At 46.2% G+C, this 14,101-nt stretch carries 10 protein-coding genes; all 10 read left to right on the top strand.

The window, feature by feature from the left end:
- Positions 1–7: 7 nt before the first annotated feature.
- Complete coding sequence (locus tag JMX97_RS04700) at positions 8–3,154, top strand: phage tail tape measure protein (RefSeq protein WP_201555780.1); 3,147 nt, start codon at positions 8–10, stop codon at positions 3,152–3,154.
- Between the two features lie 65 nt (positions 3,155–3,219).
- Positions 3,220–3,561 (top strand): phage tail protein, encoded by a 342-nt coding sequence (locus tag JMX97_RS04695; RefSeq protein ID WP_201555779.1) that lies wholly within the window; start codon positions 3,220–3,222, stop codon positions 3,559–3,561.
- A gap of 12 nt (positions 3,562–3,573) precedes the next feature.
- Entirely contained in the window at positions 3,574–4,971 is a 1,398-nt protein-coding gene (locus tag JMX97_RS04690) for a hypothetical protein (RefSeq protein WP_201555778.1), read from the top strand.
- Positions 4,972–5,000: 29 nt separating this feature from the next.
- The gene (locus JMX97_RS04685) at positions 5,001–5,381 is read left to right on the top strand and encodes a four helix bundle protein (protein WP_201555777.1); all 381 of its coding nucleotides are present in this window, start codon (positions 5,001–5,003) and stop codon (positions 5,379–5,381) included.
- Between the two features lie 277 nt (positions 5,382–5,658).
- A complete protein-coding gene (locus JMX97_RS04680; RefSeq protein ID WP_227671455.1) occupies positions 5,659–6,726 on the top strand; it encodes a reverse transcriptase domain-containing protein in 1,068 nt (355 codons plus the stop codon).
- A gap of 70 nt (positions 6,727–6,796) precedes the next feature.
- On the top strand, positions 6,797–7,270 hold the full coding sequence (locus tag JMX97_RS04675; protein WP_201555775.1) for a hypothetical protein: 474 nt from the start codon (positions 6,797–6,799) through the stop codon (positions 7,268–7,270).
- A 15-nt stretch (positions 7,271–7,285) separates the two neighbouring features.
- Entirely contained in the window at positions 7,286–8,080 is a 795-nt protein-coding gene (locus JMX97_RS04670; RefSeq protein ID WP_201555774.1) for a phage minor tail protein L, read from the top strand.
- Between the two features lie 9 nt (positions 8,081–8,089).
- The gene (locus JMX97_RS04665; RefSeq protein ID WP_201555773.1) at positions 8,090–8,839 is read left to right on the top strand and encodes a C40 family peptidase; all 750 of its coding nucleotides are present in this window, start codon (positions 8,090–8,092) and stop codon (positions 8,837–8,839) included.
- 56 nt (positions 8,840–8,895) lie between these two features.
- Entirely contained in the window at positions 8,896–9,459 is a 564-nt protein-coding gene (locus JMX97_RS04660) for a tail assembly protein (RefSeq protein WP_201555772.1), read from the top strand.
- Positions 9,459–14,072 (top strand): phage tail protein, encoded by a 4,614-nt coding sequence (locus tag JMX97_RS04655; protein ID WP_201555771.1) that lies wholly within the window; start codon positions 9,459–9,461, stop codon positions 14,070–14,072. The genes JMX97_RS04660 and JMX97_RS04655 overlap by 1 nt, the downstream gene beginning before the upstream one ends.
- The last annotated feature ends 29 nt before the right edge of the window (positions 14,073–14,101 follow it).

Raw genomic sequence — 14,101 nt, 5'->3', positions numbered from 1 at the left:
GGATGTCATGGCTTCGGTGCTGAGTAGAATTCAGGTAATCATGGAGGCGAACACAGCCAACTATAATAACGAGCTACGTAAAGCGCGTAAAAATAGCAAGTCAGCGTTCAGCGATATCAGCACCAACGCTGCCAAGATGGCGCTGGGTGTTGGTGTGGCGCTTGCTGGTATGGGTGCATTATCAATAAAGACCGCCATGTCATTTGAGACTTCAATGGCTGAGATTGATAAGACCGTAGAGTTTACATCAAGCAATGGCTTGGCAAATATGCGTAAAGAGCTGCAAGCATTAAGCACACAGATTCCTCAAACGTTTGAGGAACTGGCAGCCGTAACCGCCACAGGTGGACAGCTAGGTATTGCAGAAAAAGATCTGGTTCACTTTACCGAAGTCATGGCAAAGATGGGTGTGGCTTTTGACCAACCAGCGCAGCAAGTTGCTGACAGTATGGCAAAAATCGCTAATGTGTTTCAGATACCGATTGCAAATATTGATAGGCTTGGCGATGCGATTAATACGCTATCAAACAACACTCCTGCCACCGCTGCACAGCTCATCGACTCATTACAACGTGTCGGCGGTGTCGCTAAAGTCTTTGGCTTATCAGAGGACGCAACGCTAGGATTAACAGGTGCATTGATTGCTATGGGTAAACCTGCCGAGGTTGCCTCTACTGCAGTCAACTCATTACTAACGTCATTTTCTACGCTAGACAATGCCACTAAGTCACAGCTTATCGGGTTTGAGCAACTAGGCTTGAATATTGACGACTTTAGTAAATTAGTCGCAACCGATGGTAAGCAAGCAATTACTACTTATCTTGAGGCTATCAATCAGCTAGACCAATCTAAGCGCATCGGTACAAACGCACTTATTATTGGTAAAGAGTTCGGGGATGATATAACCCTGCTCGCAGGTAGTGTGGGCGTACTAGAAAATAACTGGGCAATGCTAGGGGAAACGGTCAACACAACCAAAGATTACTTTGGCTCAATGGATATTGAGTTTAAGAAAATCAGCGCAACAACTGCCAATAAAATGGTCTTGCTTAAAAATAATATAGATGGTGTGGCTGCTAGTGTTGGTGATGCCTTTATACCGGCATTAAATGAATTGCTACTAAACATGACACCTATGGCCGCAACCATCGGAACATGGGCGTCTGCTAATCCTGAATTGATTCAGCAAGTCACACTGGTTGGCGGGGCTCTTTTGGGCGCTATCGTCAGCTTGAAACTATTTGCTGATGGTGTGAGCGCAGCAAAGACAGCAATCGATGGATTAAAGATTGCGCACACCGCGTTGGCTAGCCCAATGGGTTTAACGATCTTAGGTTTAGGCATATTACTTGCGGCTGGCGTTCTTGTCTATCAAAACTGGGATGAGATTAAACAGGTCGTTAATGATAATCAGCCCGCATTTATTGCGCTTGGGGTGTCAGTCACTGCGCTTTCGGTTGCTTTGATTGCGGCTAACGCGCCTTTGATACTGTTAAAAATACAAGCAGCACTAGCCGCTGTACAAGCAGGCGTAATGACTGTAGCAACTGCTGGTTGGTCAGTGGCAGCAGGTATAGCAGCAGCCGCTACTTGGACATTTAACGCAGCACTAGCGGTATTGACTAGTCCTATACTTGCGGTAGTAGCTGCCATTGCTTTAATCGCAGCAGGCGGTTATCTCGTTGTTAAAAACTGGGCAGCTATCAGTGCAGGTTTAAAAGCTGAATTTGACAAGATAAGCAATGCTGTTAAATCAGCAGTCAATTCAATGCAAGCATCTTGGGATAACGCAGTATCCAGGACTAGGACAGCTTTTGTTAATATTGGCAACAGTATATCGACAACACTAAAGGCACTACCCAGCAAGATGCTAACCATCGGTAAGCAGATTGTAGATGGCTTAATTAACGGTATTAAAAACGGTGCAAGCAGTGTCGTGAGCGCTATCGGTAACATGGCATCAAATGCAGTTGCTAAGGCTAAGAGCGTTCTTAACATTCGTTCGCCATCTCGTGTTATGAAAACAGTTGGGGAGCAAACTGCGCAAGGCATGGCCGTCGGCATCATCAAAACCACCCCAAAAGCCGTACAAGCTGCTGCTGATATGGCCAAACGAATCTATGATGGATTTGTCAACCAGTGGGACGAGCTTAAAAAAGACATTGCGCTATTCGGCACCAAGGGCGACCCACTTGCTGAGTTTGACTTTGATGTCGCACAAGGCAAGTATGCCGGCATCGCTGACAGCATGATTCAAGGTTATCGCGCTGAGGTTGAAAAGTTTGAGCAGATGAAGCGTGAAGTTCAGGATCGCGCCAAAATAAGTGCTGAAATTAAAGACCGCGCTACGCAGTTTCAAACCGATCAAACAAGCGCCGCTGATGCCTTTGGCGGTTTAGAGGTCAATGGCCCACAGACGGAAGCTGAGAAACTAACGCTCGCTTATACCAATAAGATGGCTATCGTTGATCGGTTTGAGCAAATGCATACTGATAAGACAGCACAAGCTGAACAAGCTAGATTGACGCTGACCGAGGGCTTTAATCAAAGCATCAAAGATTTAGAGATGCAAAAGCAAGCGCAAACAGTTGGCTCAATTACTGCTATGCTCGGCATGGCACTGGGCGAGACAAGCAAGGGCTACAAAGCGATGTTCTTGGTGCAAAAGGCCTATGATTTTGCGAGCGCTCAATCGGCTAGTTTTGCTACTATCGCTAAAGCATGGGCATCAGCACCCTTCCCCGCTAATATACCAGCGGTCGCTATTGCTACATTGGAAACTGGTATCATCCCTGCTGCTATCCAAGCGATAAACCCAAAAGGCTTTAAGTCAGGCGGTTATACTGGCAATGGGGGTACATCAGATGTTGCCGGATTGGTGCATAAAGAAGAGTTCGTCGCCAACGCCCCAACCACCCGCAAGTACCGCCCCGAACTGGAAGCCATGCACAACGGTACTTATGATCGTTCAAGCAACAACACCCCTAATATCAACGTCAGTGTCCAAGTGACAATGGACGGCAAGTCATCCGTTGAGTCAAACGATGCTTACGGCAAGCAAATTGGGAAAGGTCTTGCGGCGGTCATTAGTAGTGAGATCATCAAGATGACACGGCCAAATGGCATGCTAGATAAAAAATATGCGCGACGTTAGTTGCTTCAACATCACCCATCAATCAAAAGCCCACTATCGCAGTGGGCTTTTTAGTGAGCACTCATATGACAATCAAGACTTTCCGTTGGCAAATGGATATGGGCGCAGCTGCTGATACTCAGTACCGCGTCAATAAAACCCAGTTAGGCGACGGCTACGCGCAGCACACATCAACGGGTATTAATAACAAAATTAAGAACTGGTCAGGCACTAAGACCGGCGACTTGGAAACGGTCATCAAGCCCATCGAAGCGTTTCTTGATGATCACGCAGGCGTCAAACCCTTCTTATGGACTGACCCGCACGGAAATACTAAACAATACACTTGCGCTGGAGCATCTACGCCGCAGCGGCAAGGTAACTTTTGGCAAATCACGCTCAATTTTGAGCAATTTATGAGCGTTTAAAGGAGCAAACCCATGTCGCTAAGACTACCCGACCCCGGTAATGGTGTACCAGAAGACAAGACAGGGGATGATGAGCACACCATGTGGCTCAAAACCCGCGACAACTTCATCGATATTGATGGAGAGTTAAAACGCATATCTGACAACCTATCACCCGAACTTACTGATATCGGCGTGGCAGGCGAACTAGGATTTGGCACGGGCGTGACAGACGCCCTGCCTCCGGGTATGTACCCAATGGTCGGCACCAATATTCGTGGCCATGAGAATTATGGGAATTACAGGTACAGTGACGGATCAGTAATGTGCTATGTACCCATGTTTTACTACCGATGGGGCAATGGCAGTAGCCCAAACTATGCCAAATATGGCGTCAATGCTTGCGATGTTAAACCAAAAGATTACTTCGCATCCGTAGCAGCTGCCAAGCTAGAGGGCTACGCAGTCCATCGCGCTTTCTATGACGACGGAAGACTGCAAGACGGCTTCTTTGTTGATAAATTCCAGTGTAGCAATAATGACGGTACTGCTAGCTCAGTAAAAAACGGTATTCCATTATCATCAAGTGGTTCTAACGCACCCTTCAGCGGCCTAACTGGGTCAGCGGGCAACAACCTAGCGGGATCTATTGACGCTGTTAAAACCCGCGGGGCAAACTTCTTTCCGACTACCATCTTTATTCAGCGCGCACTGTCATTACTTAGCATGGCCCATGCCCAAGCTTCAACTAGCTCAGCAGCCTGCGCTTGGTACGATGCTAGCGGCGTCAACAACTTCCCCAAAGGATGTAACAATAACGCGCTACGTGACGTTAACGACACAAGCGTAGTCTACGAAGAAACGGGATATTCATCAGCTGGAAAAACAGGGTCAGGTCAGCCGTTTGCAAAAACCACGCACAACGGCCAAGCAAGCGGAGTTGCGGATCTGAACGGCAATATGTACGAAGTCGCTCTGGGACTCACGCAAACCGATGGCAATTTCTATACCTTAAAAACCACCACCAAGGCCGCAGCGCTCACAAGCGGTGCTACACTCGCTACTGATGCGTGGGGCACCGCAGCAATGACAGCGAGTTATGACTCTCTGGGCGCAAGTTATGGGGAGTTAACGGGCGAAAGTCGGAACTTTGCTATTGGCTCTACAACTAAACAGGTATTCTCAAGCGCCAACAGCGGCTTGGCATGGGCAGCATCTTGCGCAGGCATACCTATGCTCGGCGGCTCAGATGGCACTAATGCATTCGGTAATGATCGATTCTATGACAATCGAGTTGAGGACCTGTGTGCGCTGGTGGGCGGCACCTGGAGCAGCAGTACGATCGCTGGCATCTGGATCGTCACTGGCCTCAATTCTCGGTCGAATAGCAACAACAGCCGCGGCGTCCGGGCGGCCTTGTATTTTGTTTGACTGAGCGATAGCGAGGGGATTAATAAATTATGGCAGTAGATAGCGAGTCAAATTTAGATAGGAAGTTTATACAAACGATGCAGCTATTGAATATATATCTAAATCACTTCCCAAGTCACGAGAAGCACGGCTTGGCGTTAAGAATAAGGACCACTGCTTATGAGATGTATGATTACATCGTCGAAGCGCAAAAGAGATATCACAAAAAGACAACGCTCACTAACTTAGATATTAAGCATGAGCAACTAAGGATGCAGGTAAGACTGGCGTTTGAGCTGTCCTACTTCGGCCATCCAAAAACTGAGAAGATATCAGTGCAAAAGCTAAACGCTAAAAGGTATTTATCTATATCAGTGAATATTGATGAGATCGGTAAGATTATCGGTGGCTGGATAAAGTCAGTTATGTAGCAAGCAAGGTTCAAAAAAGGGAGGCGTCTTAATATGTGCGCTGGTGGGCGGCAACTGGAACAACAGTACGAACGCTGGCGTCTGGATCGTCAATAGCAACAATTCTCGGACGAATAGCAACAACAACATCGGCGTCCGGGCGGACTCGGCATCACCTCAAGCGACAAGTTGTCGTCTGGTGCCAAGGGAGACGTTTTCCTGCGTTACGCGAAATCGGAGTAAGCGCGCATTTCTAGTAGGGCAACCGAAAGTCAGGCGCGTTCTTTTAAGGATGTTTATGAAGAGAGTGGGTGATTTATATAGCTCAGTTGTTTCATTAGAGAATCTATGGCAAGGCTTTTTGGGTGCCAAGAAAAGCAAAGGCGGTAGAAGAGGTTGCTTTCAATTTGAGAAAAGCTTAGGCCGAGAACTAGCATCGCTACAAGAAGAGTTAGAAGCTGGTACTTACAAACCACGGCCCTATTTTAAGTTTATCGTTTATGAACCCAAAATCAGGGACATTTATGCACCGGCATTTAGAGATTGCGTCGTTCAGTATGCGATATATAACGCACTCATGCCGATATTTGAAAAGACATTTATTGATCAGTCATTTGCTTGTCGAGTCGGCTTGGGCACACACGCTGCTGCTGACTACGCACAAAACGCATTAAGAAGAGCGGGACCAGATACTTATACATTGCAGCTTGATATCAAAAAGTTCTTTTATAGTATTGATAGGCCAGTATTGAGGCAGTTATTAGAGAAGAAGATTAAAGATAAAAAGATGGTCGACTTGATGATGCTGTTTGCTGACTATCCAGAGCCAACAGGAATACCGATTGGCAACTTACTATCGCAGATGTTCGCGCTCATCTACATGAACCCAGTAGATCACTATGCTACTCGCGTGCTTAAGCCAGCCGCAGGTTATTGCAGGTACGTTGATGACTTCCTATTGTTTGGATTGACTAGGGATGAGGCGTTGGATTACAGGGTTAAGCTCACAAAGTTTGTTAATGAAGAGTTGAAGCTCACACTGTCACGATCAACCATCGCTAATACGAGAAAGGGCGTTAACTTCTGCGGGTATAGGACGTGGCGATCAGGCAGGTTCATTAGAAAATACAGTTTGTACAAATCAAGAAAGGCAGTCAGAAAAAACAAGCTCGACTCTTTTATCTCACATCTAGCACATGCATCAAAAACGCGATCACTGCAACACCTACTAACTTATGCGGAGCAAGAAAACTATGGCTTATATTGTGAGCTACCAAAAATTTATCACAAGAAACATCACAAAACAGTTAGAGATCCCAGAGTCGGCAACGGAGTTATGTACAATCGCTGGGGTGACGTATGTTAGCGTTCCTGACGGCTTGGAGCTGCCAGAGAGCCAGCCAAATGAGATTGTGAGCACTATAGAGACGGTCGTAATGACTGATCACTTTCTTGAGCTAATCAAAACTAACTCTACGCACGTACAGCTCATCAACAATAGAGTCAAAGCAAAGATTGCAGAGCGTTATAGCTTGTCGGACGAACTAAAAGAGATACGCAACTCATCGTCAGAGACATTTAGCGTTTATGCTGATTATGTAGAAGATTGTAGACAATGGGGACGCGAGCAAAAATCAGCCCTCGGCTTAGCTACTGACACAAGTAAGCATTTACGGGCGCTAACTCGCAGGCAGTTTAAGCTGGTCTTGATGAAAAATGACTTACTCAGTGCCATTGAGACAGCTATATCGGGCATAGAGGATGGGGCATTAAAAGCTCGTATTGAAATTGAGTACAACGAAGCGACTATCTTTGAGCGTACAAGTGAAAGCGTGGCTTATATGGGCGCGATGCTTGGTTTAACTAATGAGCAGCTAGACGCGATGTGGGCTCAAGCACTACTACTTTAAAATTTAGGAGCGACAATGCTTAGCTCAGACTTACAAAAACTTAGCGTTACGGGTCTTGTTACGCTTTATGAGTTGGACGCAACTAAACTAGGCGGCAGCTTACTTCGATGGCACGGCCATCAATCTTATGAGGAATGGGAATACTTGTTTAAATTCGCTAGCAAAGATGAGTTTGCTGACAGTCAATATCATGTAACAAATACAGGTAAAGGCGAGACAATAAGACGCGATATTATCTGGCAGGGTCAGTCTTATACACCAGTAGCGATACAATCTGACGGATTAGAAGTGCGCGGTGATGGTCGTCCGTCATCACCCACCCTAGTTATAGCAAACGAGATTGATGGCACTGTGGGCGCTGTAACTATTATGTGCGCTCTATACAAAGACTTTGCCGGGGCGACCTTAAAAGTCACGCGCTTACTTGCTAAATATCTCGACGCCGCAAACTTCACCGAAGGCAATCCAACCGCTAATCCTAATGAGTTTACTAGCGAATACTGGACGATTGAGCAAAAAACAGAAGAACAGTTTGATACCGTAACCTTTGAATTAGCAAGCCCGTTAGCGGCTCAACGCATCAAAATACCGACTATCAATATCACGTCTTATTGCACATGGGCAGTACGAGGTCAGTATCGTAGCGAGTATTGTGGCTATACCGGTACAGCTATGTTCACCAAAGACGGTGAGCGAACTGATAACCCTGCGTTTGATCGGTGCGGCGGTAGACTGTCAGACTGCAAAAAGCGATTTGGCGAAAACGAACCTTTAGGGTTTGGCGGCTATCCGGCCTCTAATCTTAACTAAGGCGCTACTATGTATATTTTAAAAGCAACCAAAGAAGCGATGCTTAATCATGCCGCCGCTTGCTATCCGCGTGAGTGTTGCGGCTTTTTAGTCAATCGTGAGTATGTTGAGTGTCGTAACATAGCGGATAACGATAGCGAGTTTAAGATTGATCCGCGTGATTTAGTCCGCGCTGAGAAACTAGGTAAGATAGAAGCTATCGTCCATAGTCACCCAGACGGCTCATCAAATCCCTCGACATTCGACAAGCTGCAAATGAGCAAACATAATCTACCGTGGGTTATCGTGGCCTATCCTGAGACTGACATTAAAGTCCATAAAGATAAAGGCTATCAAGCGCCGCTAATTAATCGTGAGTACATTCACGGTGTTTTAGATTGCTTTAGTATAGTCCGTGACTACTACAGCCGTGAGCTTGGCATTGATATTGACAACTTTGAGAGGACAGATTTATGGTGGGAGTCAGCCGACAGTGATGATTTATATGTCGCTAACTTTGAATCTCAAGGCTTTGTACAAGTCGGTAGTTTGCAGCGACATGATGTTATTTTGTGCCGTGTTCAGCCGACACACCATGTCAATCATGCGCTTATCTACCTCGGCGATGATAGCAGCTTAACCAGTGAGCAATCAGAGCGTGTGATTAACAATCACTTAGTGTTGCATCATCCATACTTGCGAAGGTCAAGACGCGAGATATATGGCAATATTTGGCAAGAGCGCAAAGCTATTATTGTGCGCCATAAATCACTGATGTAACAATAAAAACAACCCACCGCCCACTTAATTGTGGGGTTTTTTATGCGAGGTCATAAATGCTAAGACGTATTGAATTGAGTGGCGTACTCGCTGAAATGTTTGGCAAGTCTTTTGAGCTAGACGTTGCTAGCCCACGCGAAGCTTGTGAGGCATTGAGCTATCAAATTAAAGGCTTTAAGCAATTTATGGCAAACGCGCATAAAGACGGGTTATTTTTTGCGGTATTTAATGACGACGATAATATTGCTGACAGTCAGATCGAGCATAATACAGGCGCTCAAGTGATCCGCATTGTGCCCGAAATTGTCGGTGCGGGTGGTGATGCTGGTGGTTGGCTGCAAGTTATTGCGGGCGCTGTATTGGTAGGCGTTGGTATTTTTGTGCCAGGCGCACAAGGACTGATAGCTCCAGGTGTTGGTTTGATGATCGGCGGTGCTGCAACCCTGCTTATGCCGACCCCTAACATTGAGCAACAAGATGAGTCGGGCAACAAAGCGAGTTACGCTTTTGGTGGCGCAGTCACGACAACCGCTCAAGGTAACGTGCAGCCCTTGCTATTAGGTCGTCGTCATATCGGCGGTCACATTATCAGCTTACAGATAGTCAATGAGGATACATAATGTCAGTAGTTATCGAAGGCCGAAAAGCAGGTCAAAAACAGCCTAGCCGTCCGTCTATCGCTGACGACACTATTGCGTCAATTAGCCGCCTAAAAGCACTATATCTATTATCAGCTGGTGAAGTCAAAGGTCTAGCGAATGGCGCAGCTAGTATCATGCTTGAGGGTACGCCTTTAGTTGATGATAGCGGCAATCCAAACTTTGAGAATGTCGAGTGGGAGATTCGCCACGGCACAGTTGACCAAACTCATATCGCAGGTATGCCGAGCGCAAGCAACGAGGTTGGCATTAACGTCCAACTCTCTAGCGATACGCCTTATATTCGCAGCATTACCAATACCCAGCTATCTAGCATCAACGTCAACATCTCATTTCCACTGCTCAAAAACGTCACCGATAAAGGCGATGTAGTCGGCACTACTGTCGCTTATGCGATAGATGTACAGACAGACGGCAACGGCTATGTAACGATGCTTAATACGTCATTGACTGCTAAAACCAGTGGTCGCTACCAAAAGACTTACAATGTTAAATTACCAGACGCTCAAAATAATTGGCAAATTCGTGTGCGTAAAATTACGGCTGACGGTGACAATGAGCTGTTATTTAACGGCATGCAGGTTGATAGCATTGCTGAGATTATTGACGCAAAATTACGCTATCCTTGCAGCGCATTACTCTATTTATCGTTTGACGCTAAGACGTTTAGTAATATCCCTAAGCTATCGGTTGATATGCAGGGCGTTTATGTGCAAGTGCCTAGCAACTATGACACTGCAACTCGTACTAGCACTGGTATTTGGGACGGTACATTTAAGCAAGGTTATACCACCAATCCGGCTTGGCATTACTACGACTTAATTACCAATAAGCGTTATGGCTTAGGCGATAAAATACAGCCGTTTATGATTAATAAGTGGGCGCTTGAGCATATCGCAAGAGTTTGTGATGAACCAGTAAATGATGGAAAAGGCGGTACTGAGCCGCGCTTTACCTGCAATCTATATTTGCAAAAAACTGAGGATGCTTATCAAGTCTTGCAGCATGTCGCAGGTATATTTAGAGGCATGAGCTTTTGGAATGGCTCACAAATCGTAGTCGATGCTGATACGGCTCGTGATGCTGAGTATGTGATTACTCGTGCCAACGTTATCAATGGCGCGTTCGTCAAAACAGGCAGCGCCGCAAGCGATAGACATACGATTGCAAAGGTGGCATGGTCAAACCCTGCCAATGCTTATGAAACTGAATATGTGATGGTACGCAATGAGCAAGCCATTGCCGAATTTGGGATTAACCTACTCGACTTATCGGCTGTCGGCTGCACAAGCGAAGGGCAAGCCTATCGCATGGGTTTAGCTGCTTTACTCGCTGAGATTAACCGCACTCAAACCGTTAGTTTTGCAATGGGTTTAGATGGCTCGCTACCTGTTGTTGGCAGCCGCTTAGACATTGCGGATATGATGTTTACTGGTGCCAATAATGGTGGCCGCATATCGTCTGTCAGTGCCAATCGTAAAGTAATTACCGTTGACCGTGACAATGTTCCTGCTACCGTTGGCGATAAACTCATTGTTAATCTTGAGTCCGGCAAAGCGCAAGAGCGTGTGATTACCGCTATCAATGGTCGCGCTATTACTGTCGCACTTGCTTTTGATCCAGTCGCTAGTCAAAACGTCTGGGCGGTCAATACGGCTGAGATGCCAACAATGCCATTTATCGTTATGTCGGTCACGCAAAACGAAGATGCTACTCAGTACAATTACACTGCAATGCAATATGACCCTAGCATGTACGCGCAAATTGACAACGGCACAATTATTGAGCAGCGTCCAGTCGTACCTACCAACAACCCTTATATTATCGCAGCACCGGAAACGGTCGCGCTTGATAGTCGTCATCGTGTCGCTCAAGGCTTAACCGTTACCACGCTAATCATAACGTGGGCACAAGTAAAAGAGGCGGTTGCTTATGATGTGGAATGGCGCAAAGACGATGGCGACTGGGTTACAGTACCACGCACAGGCAATATATCAGTAGAAATTGACGGAGTTTATAGCGGTAATTACGTAGCGCGCGTCAGAGCAGTTAGCGCGTTTGATGCTATCTCAAAACCTGTCACATCTATGCTAACGGCTATCGAAGGCAAAGTGGGAGTGCCGCCCGTTATTGTTAGCTTGACTGCTACTGGTGTGTTATTTGGTATGGAGTTGAAATGGGGATTTGGTCAAGGTAGTGGCGATAGTGACTACACCGAGATACAAGTTGGTAGTGCGCCTGATGTCAACGTGGCAGCATTAACACAAGCAAGCTACCCTACTAATACGCACACCATTAGTGGCTTACAGGGCGGTCTATCGCAGTCATATAAAGCACGTTTAGTCGATAAGCTCGGCAACAAAAGCGCGTGGTCAGCTTGGGTTACTGCTACGACTGATAACAGTGCTGATAAAGTGCTTGATTTAATTGAGGGAGAAATTAACGAAGGTAGTCTTAACGGCATCTTAACCTCAAAAATTGACAAAATAGAAGTAGTTGAGCGTGAGTTATCAGCTGAAACTGCCACCCGCATACAAGACATCATCGAGACTAAGCAACAAGCCGATGACGCTCAAAGAGCCGCTGACGCAGCCGCAACAGCTGCTAGCAACGCCGCCACCGCCGCAGGAAACAAGGGTGAGGTTATTTATCAATGGCAAACCCCTTCCGCCGCGCGTCAACTCCCACAAAACCTATGGATCGACACAACAGGAGGCAAAAATACACCAAAACGCTGGGACGGCAATACATGGGTAGTTGTGACTGACAAAGCCGCAACGGATGCCGCTCAAGCCGCTAGCGAAGCAATGGCCGCCGCGAAAGACGCTGATGACAAAGCAGTAGCTGCACAAAGTACCGCTAACACTGCAAAAGCAAACGCCAAAACAGCAGACGATAAAGCGATAGCCGCGCAGCAGTCAGCAACCGCCGCACTATCATCTTTAACAGAAATCGCAGCAGACAACAAGCTAACAGCGGTCGAGAAAAAACAGGTCAAATTAATATTCGACGAGATGCAGCGAGTTAATACCGATCTGCTAGCTCGCGCTACAAAGTATGACGTTTCATCTATAGCTTATACAGCTGCTTATAATGCTTTAGTGAGTTATATTACACCGAAACTGGCTGATATGAGCACGACTAGCGTTATTATCAGAACTGCTTTTAATGGCAAGTTTGATGATCTGTTTTTAAAGCGCGCTGATCTTAACACTGCTATTGTTAATGCCGCCAAACTCGTTAGTGATAACGCTCAAAACACTGCCAACCAAGCGCTAGATAAAGCTAATATTGCAAGCGACAAGATCATTACGATACTCGATGAGCAAATCGAGATTAATAACGAGCTTGGCGTGCAATACGAAACGTTGCAAGGTGTTATTCTTGACTACAAGCCACGTTATGCAGACAAAACTCGCCATGTAGACGCTAGCAGTAGTCAGCAGTGGACATATGCCAAGACTGTGGCGCGTGATAACTACGCCGCTAACGAGCGTGTCACCAACTTGCAGTCTGAGTTTAATGATAGCAATGCCGCTTTACGTCAAGAGCTTGAGACGCTAGCCACCAATGACGCTGCTTTTGCTACTAGCTTTACTCAACTCAAAGCAGAGACACAAGGCAACATCGCATTAATACAAGACTTGGATCTTGCTATCACTACTCCAGGCACCGGATTGGCCGCTAAAGTTACCGAGCTTCAATCGTCAGTAGGCGAAAATCTAGCTTCATTAGTCGAAGGCAGCGGGGCATTTAGCACAGATTTTGGCTCTATTGCAGGTAGCTTTTCAAGCATGCAAGGCGTTATTGACGGTCAGCAAACAGCCATCGAAACTATATCGGCTGTAGGTAACGCTGAGAAGTTAAAGAATGAGATTGCTAAAGCTCGTTTGGATAAAGACGTCACTAATCTAAACGCACAATCAACAGCCTTAACGACTCAGATCAATGACTACACAAGCAAGGTCGCTGACTTAACCGCTAAGCGCAACTCTACGCCTGACACAGCATTAAAAGCTGAGTACGACAGTCTGATAGCAGATATAAACGCTGCGAAGGCTGACTTAACAGCGCAGAAAGCCGTTATCGCTGACCAAGTTGGACAGTTGAATGCTGAAAAGGTAGTGCTTGACTCGCTGGTAGCTACTGAGACAGATGTAAAAGCGCAGCACACTATCAAGATTGATGCAGGGGGTAAAATTGCAGGTTATGGTCTTGTTGTTCAAAAGAATAACTTTAGCGCGTTTGATGTTCGAGCCGATAGGTTCACAATATCCGCACCTGCTAATGGCGTCGATGACGGTGTAAGTCCTTTAATGGTACTAAGCACACCGCAAGTAATCGACGGTGTGACGGTGGCAGCTGGAGTTTATACTCGTAACTTTTACGCACCAAAAGCGTCAATAGGTCTTATTAGTATCGATACGGCAACCATAGGCTCATTAGACGCATTGTCAGCCACAATCGGACATTTTAAGTCAGCTCAAACAGGCGCAAGACTTGAGATACAAGACAGTTTACTAAGTGTTTACGATGATAACAACACACTAAGAGTGAGATTAGGACTATGGTAAATAATTTTCTAAGTATGATTAAGAGATTT

This window comes from Psychrobacter sp. 72-O-c (genome assembly GCF_904846605.1).
Taxonomy (GTDB): Bacteria; Pseudomonadota; Gammaproteobacteria; order Pseudomonadales; family Moraxellaceae; genus Psychrobacter.
Note: the sequence above shows the minus strand (reverse complement) of the source record. Positions and strands in the feature narration are given on the sequence as shown.